12 protein-coding genes and 2 pseudogenes are annotated in these 20,579 nt (G+C 71.3%); 8 read left to right on the top strand and 6 right to left on the bottom strand.

Annotated features, from left to right (window positions below; translation table 11 throughout):
- Positions 1-206: 206 nt before the first annotated feature.
- Positions 207-1,277, bottom strand: coding sequence for an LPXTG cell wall anchor domain-containing protein (locus ACFWRT_RS08355; RefSeq protein WP_380949984.1), 1,071 nt, complete (start codon positions 1,275-1,277; stop codon positions 207-209).
- A 216-nt stretch (positions 1,278-1,493) separates the two neighbouring features.
- Positions 1,494-1,598 (bottom strand): annotated as a pseudogene (locus ACFWRT_RS08360) (FAD-dependent monooxygenase); the annotation flags it as partial.
- Here ACFWRT_RS08360 and ACFWRT_RS08365 point away from each other — a divergent pair.
- Together ACFWRT_RS08365 and ACFWRT_RS08370 are read left to right on the top strand one after the other, a co-directional pair.
- A pseudogene (locus ACFWRT_RS08365) lies at positions 1,581-1,670 on the top strand (TetR/AcrR family transcriptional regulator); the annotation flags it as partial. The pseudogenes ACFWRT_RS08360 and ACFWRT_RS08365 overlap by 18 nt on opposite strands.
- Before the next feature lie 357 nt (positions 1,671-2,027).
- Positions 2,028-4,064: a M4 family metallopeptidase gene (locus tag ACFWRT_RS08370; protein ID WP_380949985.1), complete on the top strand. Its 2,037-nt coding sequence runs from the start codon at positions 2,028-2,030 to the stop codon at positions 4,062-4,064.
- A gap of 164 nt (positions 4,065-4,228) precedes the next feature.
- Here ACFWRT_RS08370 and glgP read toward each other — a convergent pair whose 3' ends face one another.
- Positions 4,229-6,904: an alpha-glucan family phosphorylase gene (glgP, locus tag ACFWRT_RS08375; protein WP_380949986.1), complete on the bottom strand. Its 2,676-nt coding sequence runs from the start codon at positions 6,902-6,904 to the stop codon at positions 4,229-4,231.
- Positions 6,905-7,629: 725 nt separating this feature from the next.
- Between glgP and ACFWRT_RS08380 the strand changes: the two genes are divergently transcribed.
- The 4 genes from ACFWRT_RS08380 to glgB all read left to right on the top strand — a co-directional run bounded on the left by ACFWRT_RS08380 (position 7,630) and on the right by glgB (position 15,482).
- Positions 7,630-9,648: an alpha-1,4-glucan--maltose-1-phosphate maltosyltransferase gene (locus ACFWRT_RS08380; protein WP_380949987.1), complete on the top strand. Its 2,019-nt coding sequence runs from the start codon at positions 7,630-7,632 to the stop codon at positions 9,646-9,648.
- Positions 9,645-11,351, top strand: coding sequence for a maltose alpha-D-glucosyltransferase (treS, locus tag ACFWRT_RS08385; protein WP_380949988.1), 1,707 nt, complete (start codon positions 9,645-9,647; stop codon positions 11,349-11,351). The genes ACFWRT_RS08380 and treS overlap by 4 nt, the downstream gene beginning before the upstream one ends.
- A gap of 209 nt (positions 11,352-11,560) precedes the next feature.
- Complete coding sequence (locus ACFWRT_RS08390; RefSeq protein ID WP_380949989.1) at positions 11,561-12,982, top strand: maltokinase N-terminal cap-like domain-containing protein; 1,422 nt, start codon at positions 11,561-11,563, stop codon at positions 12,980-12,982.
- A 58-nt stretch (positions 12,983-13,040) separates the two neighbouring features.
- A complete protein-coding gene (gene glgB, locus ACFWRT_RS08395) occupies positions 13,041-15,482 on the top strand; it encodes a 1,4-alpha-glucan branching enzyme (protein ID WP_380949990.1) in 2,442 nt (813 codons plus the stop codon).
- Between the two features lie 75 nt (positions 15,483-15,557).
- Here glgB and ACFWRT_RS08400 read toward each other — a convergent pair whose 3' ends face one another.
- From ACFWRT_RS08400 to ACFWRT_RS08410, 3 genes are all read right to left on the bottom strand, one after another.
- Positions 15,558-15,935, bottom strand: a complete 378-nt coding sequence (locus tag ACFWRT_RS08400; protein ID WP_380949991.1) for a thioredoxin family protein — start codon at positions 15,933-15,935, stop codon at positions 15,558-15,560.
- Complete coding sequence (locus ACFWRT_RS08405) at positions 15,932-16,342, bottom strand: MerR family transcriptional regulator (RefSeq protein WP_380949992.1); 411 nt, start codon at positions 16,340-16,342, stop codon at positions 15,932-15,934. Before ACFWRT_RS08405 ends, ACFWRT_RS08400 begins: the two co-directional genes overlap by 4 nt.
- Before the next feature lie 174 nt (positions 16,343-16,516).
- Positions 16,517-17,884 (bottom strand): cation:dicarboxylate symporter family transporter, encoded by a 1,368-nt coding sequence (locus ACFWRT_RS08410; RefSeq protein ID WP_380949993.1) that lies wholly within the window; start codon positions 17,882-17,884, stop codon positions 16,517-16,519.
- Positions 17,885-18,067: 183 nt separating this feature from the next.
- Between ACFWRT_RS08410 and ACFWRT_RS08415 the strand changes: the two genes are divergently transcribed.
- Together ACFWRT_RS08415 and ACFWRT_RS08420 are read left to right on the top strand one after the other, a co-directional pair.
- The gene (locus tag ACFWRT_RS08415; protein ID WP_380949994.1) at positions 18,068-19,765 is read left to right on the top strand and encodes a sensor histidine kinase; all 1,698 of its coding nucleotides are present in this window, start codon (positions 18,068-18,070) and stop codon (positions 19,763-19,765) included.
- Positions 19,762-20,436 carry a response regulator gene (locus tag ACFWRT_RS08420; protein ID WP_380949995.1) on the top strand — a complete coding sequence of 225 codons (675 nt, stop codon included), beginning with the start codon at positions 19,762-19,764 and terminating at the stop codon, positions 20,434-20,436. Before ACFWRT_RS08415 ends, ACFWRT_RS08420 begins: the two co-directional genes overlap by 4 nt.
- The last annotated feature ends 143 nt before the right edge of the window (positions 20,437-20,579 follow it).

Consider the following 20,579-nt stretch of genomic DNA (forward strand, 5'->3'; position numbering starts at 1 on the left):
TATTGCCGTCCACGAGCACCCTCTCCCGTCATGGTCCCGGCCGTACCGCATACGGCAGACCCAGGCGGTCGAATTCCGGCCGTCCAGCCGGCGGGACCGATTCCCCTCCTTGAGCCGAACCGTTCCTGCCGCCGCAAACGGCTCGCGACGACGGAGGGGGGTGCCGTTGCCCGGCCGGGCAGCGGCACCCCCCTCGCGTTCGTACGTCAGGCGGTCGCGTCGCCCTTGCGGCGGCGGCCCAGCGCGAAGACGACACCGGCGCCGGCGAGGATCGCCACGCCGCCGATGGTCGCGATGACCGGCAGGTTGGAGTCCGACCCGGTCTGGGCGAGGGTGCCCTCGGGCTTGATCTCCGTGTTGCCGACGGGCTTGGCCGGGACCGGCCTCTTGCCGCCCGTCTGGGGCTCGGCCTCGTTGGGCTCGCCCGCGTCGGCGTCGGCGGCGAGGACGTCGAACTCGTAGAACTCCTGGCCCTCGGGGTAGACGCAGTTGCCCTCCTCGTCGGCGTAGAGGCCGATGATGAAGGCGAAGCCGAAGCCCTCGGGCGCCTGCTTGTCGACGCTCAGGCGCAGGTCGATCGAGAAGGACTCCTTGGCCCGGATGCCGGTGTAGCCGATGTAGCCGATGACCTCGTCGTCCTGGTCGAGCGAGATGTCCGTCCAGACGCCCGTCTCCGGGTCCTTGAACTGGAGCGTGAGGTGGTCGGTGTTCGGCAGCCAGTTGTCGTCGTCGATCTGCGCGGCGATGAGACCGAGGTCGACCCGCTGGTAGGCCTTGCCGCCCTTGTTCTCCACGTTCAGCTGGAAGCCGTGGAACCCGCTGCCCGCGATGACCTCGGTGGGAAGACCGGAGAGCGAGGTGCGCAGGTTCTCGTCGGTCTGCGGCTCCTCCGTGTCCTGGCAGATGTCACTGGGCGAGGTGACGGACGGGGCCGGGGTGGGCGGGGTGGCGGAGGGGGACTCGGGCTTGTCCCCGGGCTTCTCCTCCTCGCCCGAGGGCTTCTCCGCCTGCTTCTCCTCGTCCTGCTTCTCCTCGTCGGCCGGGAGCTTCTCCTCACCCTCCTCCTCGGCAGGGAGGTTCTCCCCCTCCGGGGCGACGGGCACGGTGTCGGTCTCCTCGTCCGCGGGCGGCGTCCCGGGCTCCTCCGACGCGGTGGCGGTCTCGGTCGCCTCCGGGGTGGGGCTCGGGGTCGCGAAGGCGGCCGGGGACGAGAGCAGGGTGACCGGGGCGAGAACAGCGGTCGCTGCTGCGACGGCCAGAGCGCGGCGGATCTTCATGGGGCGAGGTCCTCTGGGGAGTCTGGGGGCCGCCGCAACGGCCCGAAGGCTGGGAGGGCCGTCCGGTTTCGAAGGTGTGGAGGAGACACGGGTGAGGCCAATGGGTGTGACTGTCACCGGTGGTGCGGGGTTGCACCCGACAGGCGACCGATTCGTGTGAGACGACACACATCCCGCACACAGGAACACCACATTCCACGCCTACCGGTCACGCCTTCACCCCGGAAGCAGCCGCACCGCCCCGTTCCGCAGCCGGGTCCGCTCCGCACTCATGAAGCGGTGCAGGGTCCGGGAGGCGAAGGCGGTCCGGACACCCCGGCGGCAGCGGGACTGGACGACCTGGACCGCTTCGTACGGGAACTCCTCGACGCGGTGTATCCGGCGGACGCAACTCCGGCCCGACCGTTCCGCTGGCGACATCTGGCCAGAACCCGCCCCCGTCTCACCAGCTGGGCGGTAACTGCTTCCGGGGGCACCGTTCGCTTGTGCCCCCGGCGCACCGAACCTGTGCGCACCCTGTGAATACGGGCCTTCCCACACCCCGGCAACATTCCGGCAATGATCGGCGAAACGTCCGCTTAACGAACATGACCTTTCCGGCAACGAACGAATTCCGGCCAACTTGTTGACGCGCTCCTGACAGGCGCACGGATCTGCTGACACTCTTCACCCCGTTCTGCGCACCGCCTGCACCGTCCCGGACGGCTCATCCAGCGCCGCCGGGTAACCCCCCTCGCAGAAGGAGTCCGCGTGAGATCCACGCCCAGCCGTCGCACCACCGCGACCGGCGCTCTGATAGCCGCAGCAGCCATGATCGCCGTCGGACTGCAGTCCGGCGCCGCCACCGCCACCCCGGCCTCGGCCGCCCCGGCCGGCGGGATCACCGCCGGCACGAAGGCCGACCCGGGTTCGCTCCCCGCCAAGCTCTCCCCCGCCCAGCGCGCCGCGCTCCTCAGCGAGGCCGACGCCACCAAGGCGGCCACCGCCAAGGAGCTCGGGCTCGGCGCCACGGAGAAGCTCGTCGTCCGCGATGTCGTCCAGGACCGGGACGGCACGACGCACACCCGCTACGAGCGCACCCTCGACGGGCTCCCCGTCCTCGGCGGCGACCTGGTGGTCCAGGAGACGACGGCCGGCAAGACCCTCAGCGTCGTCAAGGCGTCGAAGGCGACCACCGCCCAGCTGAAGGCCGTCGGCCTTGACCCCGACGTGGCCCCGGCCGCCGCCGAGAAGCAGGCGCTCGGTGCGGCGAAGACCGAGGGCTCGAAGGCGACGAAGGCGGAGAAGGCGCCGCGCAAGGTCGTCTGGCTGGGCAGCGGCTCCCCGCAGCTCGCCTACGAGACGGTGGTCGGCGGACTCCAGCACGACAGCACCCCCAACGAGCTGCACGTCATCACCGACGCGGCCTCCGGCGAGAAGCTGTACGAGTGGCAGGCCGTCCACAACGGGACCGGCAACACCCAGTACAGCGGCCAGGTGACGCTGGGCACCGCGCCCTCGTACACGCTGACCGACACCGCGCGCGGCAGCCACAAGACGTACAACCTGAACCGGGGCACCTCCGGCACCGGTTCGCTCTTCACCAACTCCACGGACGTGTGGGGCAACGGCACCCCGCAGAACCTGGAGACGGCCGGCGCCGACGCCCACTACGGCGCCGCGCTCACCTGGGACTACTTCAAGAACGTGCACGGCCGCAACGGCCTGCGCGGCGACGGGGTCGGCGCGTACTCCCGCGTCCACTACGGCAACAACTACGTCAACGCGTTCTGGCAGGACAGCTGCTTCTGCATGACGTACGGCGACGGCGACGGCAACGTCAAGCCGCTGACCTCCATCGACGTGGCCGCCCACGAGATGACCCACGGCCTGACCTCGGTCACGGCCAAGCTGGTCTACAGCGGTGAGTCCGGCGGCCTCAACGAGGCGACGTCCGACATCTTCGCGGCCGCCGTCGAGTTCAACGCGAACAACGCCCAGGACCAGGGCGACTACCTGGTCGGCGAGAAGATCGACATCCGGGGCAACGGCACGCCGCTGCGCTACATGGACAAGCCGAGCAAGGACGGCAGCTCCAAGGACGCCTGGTACTCCGGCATCGGCGGCATCGACGTCCACTACTCCTCGGGCCCGGCCAACCACTGGTACTACCTGCTCTCCGAGGGCAGCGGCGCCAAGACGATCAACGGCGTCAGCTACGACTCGCCGACCTCCGACGGGCTGCCGGTCACCGGCATCGGCCGGGACAAGGCCTCGCTGATCTGGTTCAAGGCGCTCACCACCAAGTTCACCTCGACGACCAACTACGCCGCCGCCCGCACCGGCACGCTCGCGGTCGCCAGTGAGCTGTACGGCGCCACCAGCCCCGAGTACACGGCCGTGGCCAACGCGTGGGCCGGCATCAACGTGGGTGCCCGTCCCGGCGGCGGCGACCCGGGCGGCAAGGTCTTCGAGAACAACACCGCCGTGAACATCCCGGACGCGGGCGCGGCCGTCACCAGCACGGTCAACGTCACCGGTGTCACCGGCAACGCCCCGAGCACCCTCAAGGTCGACGTCAACATCACGCACACCTACCGCGGTGACCTCGTGATCGACCTGGTGGCCCCGGACGGCACCGCCTACCGGCTGAAGAACTCCTCCTCCGGCGACTCCGCGGACAACGTGGTGGCGACCTACACGGTCAACGCCTCGTCCGAGGTGGCCAACGGAGCCTGGAAGCTGAAGGTCCAGGACGTCGCGCGAGCGGACACCGGCCGCATCAACAGCGTCAAGCTCACCTTCTGACCCCACGGGATCACCGCTCCACCGCACGAGACCGAACGGCCCGGCAGGGGTTCTGCTCGCCTGCCGGGCCGTTCGCCATGCTCAACGCACCGACCGTCAGGCCGGGTTGTCGGCCTGGGGCCCGGCACCGCGCCTCGCGGTAACGGGCCCCACGTCCGCTCGACTCAGCGCATCAGTACGCCCGCACCCTCCCCCGTCGCCTCGTTCGGCACCGCGACCAGGCCCAACTCGGCTCCGGTGGCCAGCAGTTCGTGCGAGGGCAGGACGCGCACCGTGTAGCCGTACGGTCCCGTCCGGTCCAGGGCGAGCGGGCCCTCGTACAGCCAGCGGTCCTCCAGGTCATGGCCGCCCGCCGGCTTCAGCGGGAAGACCTGGGCGTCCACGATGGCGTCGGCCGAGTCGACCCGGCCCGCCACCACCTGCACCTCGACGTCGTCCGGGTCCAGGCCGCCGAGGGCGATCCGCACCCGGAGCGACAGGGTCGCCCCCAGCTCCGCCGAGCCGCCCGCCACGGTGCCGGTGACCGACTCCACATGGTCGACGGAGACCTCCGGCCAGGCCGCCCGGACCTTCGCCTTCCACTGAGCCAGGTCCCGCGCCACCGCCGGGCCGAGCGCCCGCCGGGACTGTGCGGCGGGGGCGTAGAGCCGCTCCACGTACTCGCGCACCATCCGCCCCGCGAGCACCTTCGGCCCCAGGTTGACCAGGGTCGAGCGGACCATCTCGATCCACCGGTCGGGCAGCTCCGTGGCGCCCCGGTCGTAGAAGCGCGGGGCGACCCGGTCCTCGATCAGGGCGTACAGGGCGCCCGCCTCCAACTCGTCGCGGCGGTCCTCGTCGACCGCCGAGCCGTCGGCGGTGGGGATCTCCCAGCCGAAGTCCGGGTCGAACCACTCGTCCCACCAGCCGTCGCGCACGGAGAGGTTGAGGCAGCCGTTGAGCGCGGCCTTCATCCCGCTCGTGCCGCACGCCTCCAGCGGGCGCAGCGGGTTGTTGAGCCAGACGTCGCAGCCCGGATAGAGCTTCTGCGCCATGCCCATGCCGTAGTCCGGCAGGAAGACGATCCGGTGGCGCACCCGCGGGTCGTCCGCGAACCGCACCAGCTCCTGGACCAGCCGCTTGCCACCGTCGTCGGCGGGGTGGGCCTTGCCCGCCACCACGATCTGGATCGGGTGCGTCGGGTGCAGGAGGAGCTCCCGCAGCCGGTCGCGGTCGCGCAGCATCAGCGTAAGACGCTTGTACGAGGGGACGCGGCGGGCGAAGCCGATGGTGAGGACGTCCGGGTCGAGGACGTCGTCGATCCAGCCCAGCTCGGCGGTGCCCGCGCCGCGCCTGCGCCAGGAGGCGTAGAGGCGGCGGCGGACCTCGGTCACCAGTTGGCCGCGCAATTCGCGGCGCAGCTCCCAGATCTCCTGGTCGCCGATCCCGCCGACCGCGTCCCAGCGGCGCGGGGTGCCTGCCTGCGGCGAGGAGGAGGCCTCACCGTCCACCGGTCCGCCCGCCAGGACCTGGTGGGCGCGGCCGGTGCCGACCTGTCCGGCGCCGAGGCGGAAGACCTCGGGGGCGACCCAGGTCGGGGCGTGCACCCCGTTGGTGACGGAGGTGATCGGCACGTCGGCGGGGTCGAAGCCCGGCCAGAGCCCGGAGAACATCTCCCGGCTGACGGCCCCGTGGAGCGTGGAGACGCCGTTGGCGCGCTGGGCGAGCCGAAGGCCCATCACCGCCATGTTGAACAGCTCGGGCTCCCCGCCGGGGTAGGTCTCCCGGCCCAGGCGCAGGATCTTCTCCACGGGTACGCCGCTCAGCTCGCCGTCGTCGCCGAAGTGGCGGGCGATCAGCTGCCGGTCGAAACGGTCTATCCCGGCGGGTACCGGGGTGTGGGTGGTGAAGACGGTCCCGGCCCGGACCACTTCGAGGGCCGCCTCGAAGTCGAGCCCGTCGGCGGCCAGTTCCCGGATGCGCTCCAGACCGAGGAAGCCGGCGTGGCCCTCGTTGGTGTGGAACACCTCCGGCTCCGGGGTCCGGGTGAGCCGGCACCAGGTGCGCACGGCGCGCACCCCGCCGATGCCGAGCAGCATCTCCTGGAGGAGGCGGTGGTCGCTGCCGCCGCCGTAGAGCCGGTCGGTGACGTCGCGCTCGCCCGGCGCGTTCTCCTCGACGTCGGAGTCCAGGAGGAGGAGCGGGACGCGGCCGACCCGGGCCAGCCAGATCGAGGCGTACAGCGAGCGCCCGCCGGGCAGGGCGAGCACCACCCGGGCGGGGGTGCCGTCGGCCTCGCGGACCAGGTCGAGCGGGAGTTCGTTGGGGTCGAGGACCGGATAGTGCTCCTGCTGCCAGCCCTCGCGGGAGAGGCTCTGGCGGAAGTAGCCGTGGCGGTAGAGCAGTCCGACACCGATGAGCGGAACGCCCAGGTCGCTGGCGGCCTTGAGGTGGTCGCCGGCGAGGATGCCGAGGCCGCCGCTGTACTGGGGCAGTGCGGCGGTGACGCCGAACTCGGGTGAGAAGTAGGCGATGGCGGAGGGGAGTTCGGCGCCGGCCGCCTGCTGTTCCTGGTACCAGCGGGGGCCGTCCAAATACTCCTTCAGGTCGGCGGAGGCCTCGGCCAGGCGGCCCAGGTACTCCTCGTCCCGGCCCAGTTCGGCCAGGCGCCCGGCGGTCAGGGAGCCGAGCAGCCGTACGGGGTCGGCGTCCGCGGGCCGCCACCCCTCGGGGTCGGCGGACCGGAACAGCTCGCGGGTCTCGGTGTGCCACGACCAGCGCAGGTTGCGCGCGAGGTCGTGGAGGGGTCGGAGGGGTTCGGGGAGGACAGGACGCACGGTGAATCGACGAATGGCCTTCACGTACTCCACCTTTACAGGGGACTTGCGCATCCGAGCGGACGCACCACGGTGTGCGTCCCTTCCGTCACCCTCGACGGTAGCGGCCGTCCGTGGCCGCCTGCCACGGCGCGTGGACGGCTCACACAGTCCGGGAGCGGGCGCCGGGCGCCTCCCCCCAGCAGCACCACGCGCACCACCGGCCGTCTCCCACCCCACCCTTCACCTGCGGGTTTGGCCGATTTCGTTCCCGTACGCAGCCTTGTGGACCTTCCTGTCACAGGGAAGGCTGCCGTGTGGCGCCGCAGAGCGGGTATCCGGAACCTGTGAGGGCGCTTAGGTCTCCCGTACGCCGTGGGGCGTACGCCGGGCGCCACCGGACCCCGACCCGGACCTGACCGAGCGGTTACGACCGAGTAGTTAACACGGCGCCGGATTTCCCGCGGACGAACGCGGGGAAGGCTTTCCCGGTGTTCCCAGGACTCTTCCCGGCACTTCCCCGTACGCAGCACGACCCGGCCCGCACACCCTCCCCAGCGCATCCGAAACATGCGTGAAACCCCCGTGACCCACCCATTCGAGTGCCATTCGGGTGAACGCGGACAGGAGCGGCCATGCCCACAGCCCGTCAGCAGTCAGCTGAGCAGCTACAAAGGACAGATTCCCATCATCGCGGCACGCGCGGTCGGTCCTCCGCATCCGTGCCGTCTCCCCTGCACGCCGAGCTCCTCCAGCCCCCAGGTGATTCCATGATCGGTCGTATTCCCGTCCTGGACGTCCGTCCCCTCGTCGACTGCGGCAGACGGCCGGCGAAGGCGGTCGTCGGTGAGACCTTCCAGGTCACCGCCACCGTCTTCCGCGAAGGCCATGACGCGGTGGCGGCCAACGTCGTCCTGCGCGATCCGAGCGGACGGGTGGGACCGTGGACCCCGATGCGCGAGCTGGCCCCGGGCACCGACCGGTGGGGCGCGGAGATCACCCCGGACGCCGAGGGCCGCTGGACGTACACGGTGGAGGCGTGGAGCGACCCGGTCGCCACCTGGCGCCACCACGCGGCGATCAAGATCCCGGCGGGCATCGACACCGATCTGGTGCTGGCGGAGGGCGCGGCGCTGCTGGAGCGGGCCGCCGCCGGCGTACCGAAGAAGAACGGGCGTGAGGCGGTGCTCGCCGCGGTGGACGCGCTGCGCGACACCGGCCACTCCCCGGCCGCCCGGCTGGCCGCCTCCCTGACCCCGGCCGCCGAGGCCGTCCTCGGCCGCCACCCGCTGCGCGAACTGGTCACCCGGTCCAAGCCGCTGGCGGTGCGCGTGGAGCGCGAGCGGGCGCTGTACGGGTCGTGGTACGAGCTGTTCCCCCGCTCGGAGGGGGCGAAGCGGGTGCCGGTGGACCCGGCCGACACCTCGCCGGGCGCGGAGACGCGACTGGTCAGCGGCACCTTCCGGACGGCGGCCGAGCGGCTGCCGGCGGTCGCCGCCATGGGGTTCGACGTCGTGTACCTGCCCCCGATCCACCCGATCGGGACGACCCACCGCAAGGGCCCGAACAACACCCTGACGCCCGGTGAGCACGATCCGGGCGTGCCGTGGGCGATCGGTTCGCCGGACGGCGGGCACGACGCGATCCACCCGGAGCTGGGCACCCTGGAGGACTTCGACCACTTCGTGGAGGTGGCCCGCAACCTCCGGATGGAAATCGCGCTGGACTTCGCGCTCCAGTGCTCGCCGGACCACCCGTGGGTCAAGGACCACCCGGACTGGTTCCACCACCGGCCCGACGGCTCGATCGCGTACGCCGAGAACCCGCCGAAGAAGTACCAGGACATCTACCCGATCGCCTTCGACAAGGACATGCGCGGTCTGGTGGCGGAGACGGTACGGATCCTGCGCCTCTGGATGGACCACGGCGTACGGATCTTCCGCGTCGACAACCCGCACACCAAGCCGGTGGTCTTCTGGGAGAAGGTGATCGCGGAGGTCAACGGCACCGACCCCGATGTCATCTTCCTGGCGGAGGCGTTCACCCGCCCGGCGATGATGCACACCCTGGGCGCGGTCGGGTTCCAGCAGTCGTACACGTACTTCACCTGGCGGAACACCAAGCAGGAGCTGACGGAGTACGTCACGGAGCTGTCGGGGGACGCCGCCTCGTACATGCGGCCCAACTTCTTCGTGAACACCCCGGACATCCTGCCGGGCTACCTCCAGCACGGCGGCCGCCCGGCCTTCGAGGCACGGGCCGTGCTCGCCGCCACCCTCGCCCCGTCCTGGGGCGTCTACGCGGGATTCGAGCTGTGCGAGAACACTCCGGCCAAGCCGGGGAGCGAGGAGTACCTGCACTCGGAGAAGTACGAACTGCGCCCGAGGGACTGGGAGTCGGCGGAGCGCGAGGGCCGTACCCTGACGCCCCTGATCACCTCGCTGAACCGGATCCGACGACGCAACCCCGCGCTCCAGCAGTTGCGTGACGTCCACTTCCACCACGCCGACAACGAGTCGGTGATCGTCTACAGCAGGTGTTCCGGTTCGAACACCGTTCTGGTGGTCGTGAACCTCGACCCGCACCACACCCAGGAGGCCACGGTCTCGTTGGACATGGAGCGGCTCGGCCTTCAGGGGCACGAGCGCGTACCGGTGCGCGACGAGCTCACCGGCGACACCTATCACTGGGGCAGGGCCTTCTATGTGCGCCTAGAGCCGGGCATCACGCCCGCGCACATCGCCGTCCTGCGACCGTCCCCGCCGACCGGAGGGTCACCCACACCATGATCGTCAATGAGCCTGTCCACGACACGTTCGAGGACACCCCCGCCAAGGACCGTGATCCCGACTGGTTCAAGCGCGCCGTCTTCTACGAGGTGCTCGTCCGGTCCTTCCAGGACTCCAACGGCGACGGAATCGGCGACCTCAAGGGCATCACCGCCAAACTGGACTACCTCCAGTGGCTCGGTGTCGACTGTCTCTGGCTGCCGCCGTTCTTCAAGTCGCCGCTGCGCGACGGTGGTTACGACGTCTCCGACTACACCGCCGTGCTGCCGGAGTTCGGCGACCTCGCCGACTTCGTGGAGTTCGTGGACGCCTCGCACCAGCGGGGCATGCGCGTCATCATCGACTTCGTCATGAACCACACGAGCGACCAGCACGAGTGGTTCCAGCAGTCCCGCACCGACCCGGACGGGCCGTACGGCGACTACTACGTCTGGGCGGACGACGACAAGCAGTTCCAGGACGCCCGGATCATCTTCGTCGACACCGAGACGTCCAACTGGACCTTCGACCCGGTGCGCAAGCAGTACTACTGGCACCGCTTCTTCTCACACCAGCCGGACCTCAACTACGAGAACCCGGCCGTGCAGGAAGAGATCATGGCCGCCCTGCGCTTCTGGCTGGACCTGGGCATCGACGGCTTCCGGGTCGACGCGGTGCCCTACCTCTACCAGCGCGAGGGCACCAACTGCGAGAACCTCCCCGAGACCCACCACTTCCTCAAGCGGGTCCGCAAGGAGATCGACGCCAACTACCCGGACACCGTGCTCCTCGCCGAGGCCAACCAGTGGCCGGAGGACGTCGTCGACTACTTCGGCGACTACGAGGCGGGCGGCGACGAGTGCCACATGGCGTTCCACTTCCCCGTCATGCCGCGCATCTTCATGGCCGTGCGCCGCGAGAGCCGCTACCCGGTCTCGGAAATCCTGGCGAAGACCCCGGAGATCCCGAAGAACTGCCAATGGGGCATCTTCCTGCGCAACCACGACGAGCTGACCCTCGAAATGGTCACGGACGAAGAGCGCGACTACATGTACGCGGAGTACGCCAAGGACCCGCGGATGCGCGCCAACATCGGCATCCGGCGGCGCCTGGCCCCACTGCTGGACAACGACCGCAACCAGATCGAGTTGTTCACCGCGCTGCTGCTGTCGCTGCCCGGCTCCCCGATCCTCTACTACGGGGACGAGATCGGGATGGGCGACAACATCTGGCTCGGCGACCGGGACGCGGTCCGCACCCCGATGCAGTGGACGCCCGACCGCAACGCCGGGTTCTCCTCCAGCGATCCGGGGCGGCTCTACCTCCCCACGATCATGGACCCGGTCTACGGCTACCAGGTCACCAACGTCGAGGCGTCGATGGCCTCGCCGTCCTCGCTGCTGCACTGGACCCGGCGGATGATCGAGATCCGCAAGCAGAACCCGGCCTTCGGGCTCGGCGAGTACACCGAGCTGCCGTCCTCCAACCCGGCGGTGCTGGCGTTCACCCGTGAGTACAAGGACGACCTCGTCCTGTGCGTGCACAACTTCTCGCGGTTCGCGCAGCCGACGGAACTGGACCTCCGATCGTTCAACGGACGTCATCCGGTGGAATTGATCGGCGGGGTACGCTTCCCGGCCATCGGCCAGTGGCCCTACCTGCTGACACTGGCGGGACACGGCTTCTACTGGTTCCGGCTGCGCAAGGACGCGCCGCCGGCCTGATGTGTCCGCGACCCGTGCGGGGCGGTTTCCGCCGTCCCGCACGGGGCACCCGTCCCGTACCGGGCCTTCCCGGCCCAGCGCTTCACGGTTCGGCCGTTCGAGTCCCTCAGCACCTTCCTGTCCCGACACGTCCCGCACAGCCGGACAGCCATTGCCGCAATCCGGGACACTCTTCGCATCCTGTGTGCCCGGGGAAAGGACGCGATGCCATGTCGGAGCGTGCATCCACTCACGTCGCCCTGGCGAAGAGCACGAGGAACAGCGCGACCCCGAGCAGTACGGTGGACGGCGCCCTGCTGCCGTCCCTCGCCCCCCTGCTCCATCAATGGCTGCCGCGGCAGCGGTGGTTCGCCGGAAAGGGCCGGCCGGTCACCGGTTTCGCCCTGGTCGCGGCCACCGAGATGCTGCCGCTGGACGGCAGCGCCGGGCCCGGTCTGCTCCATCTGCTGGTCCGGGCCCAGCAGCCGTCGCCGTCGGACCGCCCGGCGGACGACTGCTACCAGATCCTGATCGGCGTACGGAGTTCGCTGCCGACCACGCTCGCCGGAGCCCTGATCGGCCGGGTGGAGCGCGGACCGCTGGCCGGGCGGACGGTCTACGACGCGCTGCACGATCCGCGCCTGGCGGACCTCCTGCTGGAACGGTTCCGCGTATCGGGGACTCTCGGCGCCCTCCGCTTCGAGCAGACCGCCGCGATCCCGGCCGGTCTCGCGCCCCGGGTGCTGGACGCCGAACAGTCCAACACCTCGCTGGTCTACGGCGATGCGTACATCCTCAAGATCTTCCGCCGGGTCTTCCCGGGCACCAACCCGGATCTGGAGCTGCCGCTCGCCCTGGCCCGCGAGGGGTGCGACCGGGTGCCGGCGCCGGTCGCCTGGTTCGAGGCCCCCGGCCCCGAACCGCTCACCCTCGGTGTCCTCCAGCCGTTCCTGCACGGCGCACGGGACGGCTGGCAGCTCGCCCTGACCGCGCTCACGGCGGGCCGCGACTTCATCCCCGAGGCACGGGCGCTGGGCCGGGCCACCGCCGAGGTGCACACCGCGCTCGCCGCGGCCCTGCCCACCCCGGCACTGCACGGCACGCAGACCCGGCAGCTCATCGCCCAGATGACCCAGCGTCTGGAGGCCGCCGCCCAGGCGGTGCCCGCCCTCGTCCCGTACGTCCCCGCCCTGCGCACCGCGTTCGACGCCGTCACGGCGCTCGGGCACCGGGGCGGCGGCTGGGCGCAGCACCGGGTGCACGGCGACCTCCATCTCGGCCAGGCGCTCCGCTCCCCCGACGGCTTCTGGTCGCTGATCGACTTCGAGGGCGAACCGGCCCGCCCGCTGGACGAGCGCCGCCGCCCGGCCCCCCCGGTCCGCGATGTGGCGGGCATGCTGCGCTCCTTCGACTACGCGGCCCGCTCGCACCGCCCGTGGAACCCCGAGTGGGCGGCCCGCTGCCGTGCCGCCTACTGCGAGGGGTACGCGCTCGCGTCGGGCACCGATCCGCGCGGCGAGCCGGAGCTGCTGCGCGCCCATGAGACGGACAAGGCGGTGTACGAGGTGGTGTACGAGGCCCGGCACCGCCCCGACTGGCTGCCGGTCCCGATGGCCGCCATCCAGCGCCTGGCCCAGTCCGCCGCGGCCTGAGCCCCCACTCCCCTCATCTCCCCTCCGCCCTCCGAACCCCTCCGAGGAGGCAGTCCCTGTGACCGCCCGCAAGCCGTCCCGTAAGGGATCCCGCAAGACCGCCGAAGCCGCCGCCCCCGAAGCCGTGAGCGTGGAGACCGTGCCCGCGACCGCCCCTGCGGAAACCGCCGAGGCCGCGGAGGCCGCCGCGACGACGACCGAGCCCGCAGCCGCACCCGCGCCCGCTTCCGCTTCCGCTTCCGCTTCCGCTTCCGCCAAGCGTGCCCGGCCGGGGCGCGCGGCCGCCGTCCCTCCGCTCCCCCGGCAGGCCGGCGACGCGAGCGCCCGTCCCGCACCGGCCCTGGACCTCGCCGACCGCGGCCGGCTGCTGGCCGGTGACCACCACGACCCGCACGCCGTGCTCGGCGCCCGGCCGATCCCGGGCGGGGTGCTGGTCCGGGCGCTGCGCCCGTTCGCCCGCTCGGTGACGGTGCTGACCGATGACGTACAGGCCGAACTGCACGACGACGGGGACGGGTTCTTCTCCGGGGTGGTGCCGGTGAAGGAGGTCCCGGCCTACCGTCTCCGGGTCGCGTACGAGGACAACACCATCGAGGTGGACGACCCGTACCGCTTCTGGCCCTCGCTGGGCGAGCTGGACCTGCATCTGATCGCGGAGGGCCGCCACGAGGAGCTGTGGCGGGCGCTCGGCTCGGAGCCGATGGTCCACCAGGGGGTGGCCGGGACCCGGTTCACCGTGTGGGCGCCGAACGCGCGCGGGGTGCGGGTGACCGGTGACTTCACGTACTGGGACGGTACGGCTCTGCCGATGCGTTCGCTCGGCTCGACCGGGGTGTGGGAGCTGTTCCTGCCCGGGATCGGCGAGGGCGCGCTCTACAAGTACGACATCTGCCGCCCGGACGGTTCGCACACGGTCCGGGCCGACCCGATGGCCCGTCGCACCGAGGTCCCGCCCGCGACCGCCTCGGTGGTCACCGCCTCGCACCACGAGTGGCGGGACGATGACTGGATGGCGCACCGGGGCGACCGCCCGGTCCACGAGGCCCCTTTCTCCGTCTACGAGGTCCACCTCGCCTCCTGGCGACCGGGCCTGACCTACCGTCAACTCGCCGACCAGCTTCCCTCGTACGTCAAGGACCTCGGCTTCACGCACGTCGAGCTGATGCCGGTCTCCGAGCACCCCTTCGGCGGCTCCTGGGGCTACCAGGTCACCGGCTTCTACGCGCCGACCTCCCGGATGGGCACCCCGGACGACTTCCGGTATCTGGTGGACGCCCTGCACCGGGCGGGTATCGGCGTCATCATGGACTGGGTCCCGGCCCACTTCCCGCGTGACGACTGGGCGTTGGCCGAGTTCGACGGGCGGCCGCTGTACGAGCACGCCGACCCGCAGCGCGCGGCGCACCCGGACTGGGGGACGCTGGAGTTCGACTACGGCCGCACCGAGGTACGCAACTTCCTGGTCGCCAACGCCACGTACTGGTGCGAGGAGTTCCACATCGACGGGCTGCGGGTCGACGCCGTCGCCTCGATGCTCTACCTCGACTACTCCCGCGAGGACGGCCAGTGGTCGCCCAACGACCAGGGCGGGCGCGAGAACTGGGACGCGGTCGCCTTCCTCCAGGAGATGAACGCGACGGTCTACCGGCGCAATCCGGGCGTCGTGACGATCGCCGAGGAGTCCACCGCCTGGGACGGCGTCACCCGGCCCACCGACAGCGGCGGCCTGGGCTTCGGGCTGAAGTGGAACATGGGCTGGATGCACGACTCGCTGCTGTACGTGGCGAAGGAGCCGGTGCACCGCAAGTACCACCACAACGAGATGACGTTCTCGATGGTGTACGCGTACAGCGAGAACTACGTGCTGCCGATCTCGCACGACGAGGTGGTGCACGGCAAGCGGGCGCTGGTGGCGAAGATGCCGGGCGACTGGTGGCAGCAGCGCGCCACGCACCGCGCCTACCTGGGCTTCATGTGGGCCCACCCCGGCAAGCAACTCCTCTTCATGGGGCAGGAGTTCGCCCAGGGCGCGGAGTGGTCGGAGGGCCACGGACCGGACTGGTGGCTGCTCGACCCGACGTACGAGGCCTCCGGCGACCACCGCGGGGTGCGCAACCTGGTGGGCGACCTGAACGCGGTGTACGGGGCGGTGCCCGCGCTGTGGCAGCGCGACACCGTGCCGGAGGGGTTCAGCTGGGTGGACGGCGGGGCGGCCGAGGACAACGTCTTCGCGTTCCTGCGCTACGACGCGGACGGCTCGCCGCTGCTCGCGGTCTCGCACTTCTCCCCGGTGGTCCGGCACGACTACCGCCTCGGGGTGCCGGAGACCGGGACCGAGGGCTGGGTGGAGGTCCTGAACACGGACGCGGACCGGTACGGCGGCAGCGACGTACGCAACGCGGAGCCGCTCAAGGCCGAAGCGGTGCCCGCACACGGCCGCCCGTCCAGCATCTCCCTGACGCTGCCGCCGCTGGCGACGGTGTGGTTCCGGCCGACGTGAGGGGCTGAGCCACGGTGAAGGGGCCCGTCCCGTGTCATGGCCGACACGGGACGGGCCCCTTCTCCGCGCTGCCGGTCACGCGGCGGCGAGGACGTCCTCCAGTTCCTGGAGCAGCTTGCGCTTCGGCCGGGTGCCGACCATCGACGTCACCGGTTCGCCCGCCCGGAAGACCATCAGGGTCGGTGTCGCCATCACGCCGAAGCGGACGGTGACACCGGGGTTGCGGTCGACGTCGAGCTGGACGACCCTGATCCGTCCGGCCTCCTGCCGGGCGATCTCCCGGAGCACCGGGGCGAGTTGGCGGCAGGGGCCGCACCAGTCGGCGGTGAACTGGACCAGCACCGGCAGAGCGGAGCCCAGCACCTCCGCCTCGAAGGTCTCGTCGTTCACGTCGGCCACGTCGGTCACGTCGGTCAGGTCGGTCGCGTCGGTCGCGTCTTCGGTGCGGATCATCGTTCGTCTCCCAGTTCGCAGCGGGGCGGCGGACCACCGGGCAGGCCGGCCGACGCCTCCAGTTCGGCTCGGGTGAGCTGGAGGCCGACCTCGGCACGTACCGAACGCAACTGGTCGATCAGCGCGTCCAGTTCGTCGAGCTTGCGCCGGTAGACGGCGAGCGAGGCGGGACAGGAGTCCCCGGCCGGGTGGCCGGCCCGCAGGCAGTCGACGAAGGGCCTGGTCTCCTCCAGGTCGAACCCGAAGTCCTGGAGGGTCCTGATCTGCTGGAGGAGACGCAGGTCGCCCTCGTCGTAGCTGCGGTAGCCGTTCTCCGCCCGCCGCGCGGGCAGCAGCCCGCGCGACTCGTAGTAGCGGAGCGTCCGCGTCGTCGTCCCGGCCCGTTCGGCCAGCTCCCCGATTCGCATGGGCCGACCGTAATCCTTGACGCCGACGTCAAGGCAAGGCCGGCGCCGGGAGCGCGCGGCCGTCAGCTCGCGCGGGCCGCCGGCGCCTCGGTGACGCGCAGCGGCAAGGACACCCGTACCGGGGGATACGGGTGTCCTTGGGTGGGGGGTGTCGCAGTGGCGGGAAAGGGCCGGTCAGACCTTGGCGGGCTCGGCCGCCTTCTCACGCGGCTCGGGGACCTCGGTGGAGTCGGCCGGGGCGCCGTGGCCGTCGTCGACCAGGGTCCGCTCGTCGAACGGGAACTGTCCGGCGAGGACCGCGCCGACGCGCTCCTTGTCGATCTCCTTGGTCCAGTGGCCGACCAGGACCGTGGCGACCGCGTTGCCCGCGAAGTTGGTCAGGGCGCGGGCCTCGCTCATGAAGCGGTCGATGCCGACGATCAGGCCGACCCCGTCGACGAGTTCGGGGCGGTGCGACTGGAGGCCGCCCGCGAGGGTCGCGAGGCCGGCGCCGGTCACACCCGCCGCGCCCTTCGAGGCGATGACCATGAAGATCAACAGCGAGATCTGCTCGCTCGCGCTCAGCGGGTCGCCCATCGCGTTGGCGATGAAGAGCGAGGACATCGTGAGGTAGATCGCTGTGCCGTCGAGGTTGAAGGAGTAGCCGGTCGGCACGGTGATGCCGACGACGGGCTTGCTGACCCCCAGGTGCTCCATCTTCGCGATGAGCCGCGGCAGGGCGGACTCGGAGGAGGAGGTGGAGAGGATGAGCAGGAACTCGCGGCCCAGGTACTTCAGCAGGGCGAACAGGTTGACCCCGGCGACCAGGCGCAGAATCGCGCCGAGCACGACGAAGACGAAGAGACCGCAGGTGACGTAGAAGCCGATCATGATGATGGCCAGGGACTTCAGGGCGTCGAGGCCGGTCTCGCCGACCACCGCCGCGATCGCGCCGAACGCGCCGAACGGGGCGGCCCACATGATCATGGCGAGGATGCGGAAGACGAGCCGCTGGATGTGGGTGATGCCGCGGATGATCGGCTCGCCCGCCGAGCCCATGGCCTGGAGCGCGAAGCCCGCGAGCAGCGCGACCAGCAGGGTCTGGAGCACCTCGCCCGCCGTGAAGGCGGAGACGATGGTGGTCGGGATGATGCCGAGCAGGAAGTCCACGGTGGACTCGCTGGCACCGGACGCCTGCTTCTCCCCGGCGGCGCGGGCCGCCTCGGTGATGTGGAGGGTGGAGCCGGGCTCCAGGAAGTTGCCGACCAGCAGGCCGATGGCGAGGGCGACGGTCGACATGACCAGGAAGTAGCCGAGCGCCAGGCCGCCGACCGCGCCGACCTTGGCCGCCTTGCGCACCGAGCCGACGCCCAGCACGATCGTGCAGAAGATGATCGGCGAGATCATCATCTTGATCAGGTTCACGAAGCCGGCGCCGATGGGCTTGAGCTCGACGGCCACCCCGGGGGCCACGAAGCCCACCAGGATGCCGAGCGCCACGGCGGCGATCACGGCGATGTACAGGTAGTGGGTACGGTCCCGCTTTTTGGCTGCCACAGCCATCGTGGGGCTCCTCGGCTCGGTCACGGCTCGCGCGCCCCGTCCCCGGGGCTTCCGTCCCCCGTCCCTGGGGGCTCCGGCGACTATCCACCGCCCTGTGACCCCGGTCACCCTTGCGTTCATATCGTTCACGGGCGCTTTCGAGCCACTGGGAGAGCGCGCTCCGGCCGAGGCAGACTGTGGGGCATGCGCCTCCCCCGTACCCGCCCCCGCAGCCTGGCCGGGCAGCTCTTCGCCATGCAGGTCGTGCTGATCGCCGCGGTGGTGGCCGGGTGCGCGGTCTTCGCGTACGTCTCCGGCTCCGCACAGGCCGAGGAGACGGCCGCCCGGCAGGTACGGGTGGCGGCCCTCGCCGTGGCCGACTCCCCCTCCGTACGGGAGGGCATCCGTGGCCCGGACCCCTCCGCCGTTCTCCAGCCGTACGCGGAGCGGGTGCGCCGGGACACCGGGATCGCCTTCGTCACGATCATGGACACCGAGCGGCGCAGGTGGACACACCCGGACACCCGCCAGATCGGGGACACCTTCCTCGGGAACACCGCGAAGGCCCTGCGCGGACAGACCTTCACCGAGACGTACACCGGCACCCTCGGCCCCTCGATACGGGTGGTCACCCCGGTCCGCGACGGCGAGGAGATCATCGGCCTGGTCAGCGCGGGCATCACCGTGGACCGGGTCTCCTCGCAGGTACGCGAACAGCTCGGCGCCCTCGCGCTGGCGGCGGGCGGGGCGCTGGCGCTGGGCGGGATCGGCACGTACGTGATCAACGCCCGGCTGCGGCGCCACACCCACGGGATGAACGCGGCCGAGCTCAGCCGGCTGCACGACTACCACCAGGCCACCCTGCACGCGGTGCGCGAGGGGCTGCTGATGCTGGACGGGCAGCGGCGGATCGCGCTGATCAACGACGCCGGGCGGGAGCTGCTGGGCATCGCCCCGGAGACCGAGGCGCTCGGCCGGACCGTGGACGAGCTGGCCCTGCCCGCGCCGCTGACCGGGGCGCTGCTGGCCTCTCAGGCGCGGGTGGACGAGCTGCACCTGACGGCGGAGCGGGTGGTCGTCGTCAACACCCGTCCGGTGGTGGGCGGGGAGCGGCGCGGCACGGTGGTGACCCTGCGGGACCACACCGAGCTCCAGGCACTGACCGGTGAGCTGGACTCCGAGCGCGGCTTCACCCAGGCGCTGCGCTCGCAGGCCCACGAGGCGGCGAACCGGCTGCACACGGTGGTGTCGCTGATCGAGCTGGGCCGGGTGGAGGAGGCGGTGGAGTTCGCGACGGCGGAGCTGGAGCTGGCCCAGGTGCTGACCGACCGGGTGGTGGGCGCGGTGGAGGAGCCGGTGCTGGCCGCGCTGCTGCTCGGCAAGGCGGCCCAGGCGAACGAGCGCGGGGTGGAGCTGGAGCTCGCCGAGGACAGCCTGATCGACGACGGGGCGCTGCCCGCCTCGCTGGCCCAGCGGGATCTGGTGACGATCCTCGGCAATCTGATCGACAACGCGGTGGACGCGGCCTCGGAGGGGGACGCGGTGGCGGCCGTTCCGGCGCAGCGTACGGCTGCGCCGGGCGGAGCCCGGCGGGCCCGGGTCACCGTGACCGCGCTCGCCGACGACCGGGAGCTGCTGCTGCGGGTCTCCGACACCGGGGCGGGCATCGGGCCCGAGGAGGCGGACGAGGTGTTCCGGCGCGGCTGGTCCACGCACGGGGCGGGGCGCGGGCTCGGCCTCGCGCTGGTGCGGCAGGCGGCCCACCGCAACGGCGGGTCGGTGGAGCTGGACCGGGCGCCGGAGGGCGGGGCGCGGTTCACGGTGCGGCTGCCGCTCGGGGACCGTACGGCTTCCTGCGGCGACCGTACGGCTGCCGCTCGCGCGAAGGAGGTCACCGCGTGATCCGGGTCCTGGTGGTGGAGGACGATCCGGTGGCCGCCGACGCGCACCAGCTGTACGTGGAGCGGGTCGCCGGCTTCACGGTGGCCGCCGTGGCCCACACCCGGGCGGAGGCCGTACGGGTCCTGGAGCGCACCCCGGTCGACCTGCTCCTGCTGGACCTGTACCTCCCCGACGGGCACGGGCTCGGGCTGCTGCGCTCGCTGCGGGCCGCCGGCCACGGGGCGGACGTGATCGCCGTGACCTCGGCGCGGGACCTCGCGGTGGTGCGGGAGGGGGTGTCGCTGGGGGTCGTCCAGTACGTCCTGAAGCCGTTCACCTACCCCACGCTGCGGGACCGGCTGGTCCGGTACGCGGAGTTCCGGGGCGCCGCGGGTGAGGCCAGCGGGCAGGAGGAGGTGGACCGGGCGCTGGGCGCGCTGCGGGTCACCGAGCCGGCCGCCCTGCCGAAGGGGCTCAGCGGGCCGACCCTGGAGGCGGTGACCCGGGTCCTGCGGGAGTCGGCGGAGGGGGTGACGGCGGCGGCCGCCGGGGAGCGGCTCGGGATCTCGCGGATCACCGCGCGCCGCTATCTGGAGCACCTGGTGACCGTGGGGAGCGCGGCGCGGCGTCCACATTATGGGCAGGTCGGCCGACCTGAACTCCACTACCGCTGGCTGGCCGGAAGTCGTTGAGCGTCGGGCGACAGAACATATCGCAAGCGCTTGCCACAAGGGCGCACGGAGGTATTCGGGTAGTGATACCGGTGGTAAGGAAAGCGCTGGTGGGACCCATGATTGCGTACCGCCCGCCCGGTTCGCGCTAGGAGGTTCCTACG

This window comes from Streptomyces cyaneofuscatus (assembly GCF_042718795.1).
Taxonomy (GTDB): domain Bacteria; phylum Actinomycetota; class Actinomycetes; order Streptomycetales; family Streptomycetaceae; genus Streptomyces; species Streptomyces cyaneofuscatus_A.

Coding starts and splice junctions, on each gene's coding strand:
- ACFWRT_RS08405 (WP_380949992.1), bottom strand. CDS start 16,342: ATGCGAATCGGGGAGCTGGCCGAACGGGCCGGGACGACGACGCGGACG.
- treS (WP_380949988.1), top strand. CDS start 9,645: ATGATCGTCAATGAGCCTGTCCACGACACGTTCGAGGACACCCCCGCC.
- ACFWRT_RS08380 (WP_380949987.1), top strand. CDS start 7,630: ATGATCGGTCGTATTCCCGTCCTGGACGTCCGTCCCCTCGTCGACTGC.
- ACFWRT_RS08390 (WP_380949989.1), top strand. CDS start 11,561: ATGTCGGAGCGTGCATCCACTCACGTCGCCCTGGCGAAGAGCACGAGG.
- ACFWRT_RS08415 (WP_380949994.1), top strand. CDS start 18,068: ATGCGCCTCCCCCGTACCCGCCCCCGCAGCCTGGCCGGGCAGCTCTTC.
- ACFWRT_RS08355 (WP_380949984.1), bottom strand. CDS start 1,277: ATGAAGATCCGCCGCGCTCTGGCCGTCGCAGCAGCGACCGCTGTTCTC.
- ACFWRT_RS08410 (WP_380949993.1), bottom strand. CDS start 17,884: ATGGCTGTGGCAGCCAAAAAGCGGGACCGTACCCACTACCTGTACATC.
- ACFWRT_RS08400 (WP_380949991.1), bottom strand. CDS start 15,935: ATGATCCGCACCGAAGACGCGACCGACGCGACCGACCTGACCGACGTG.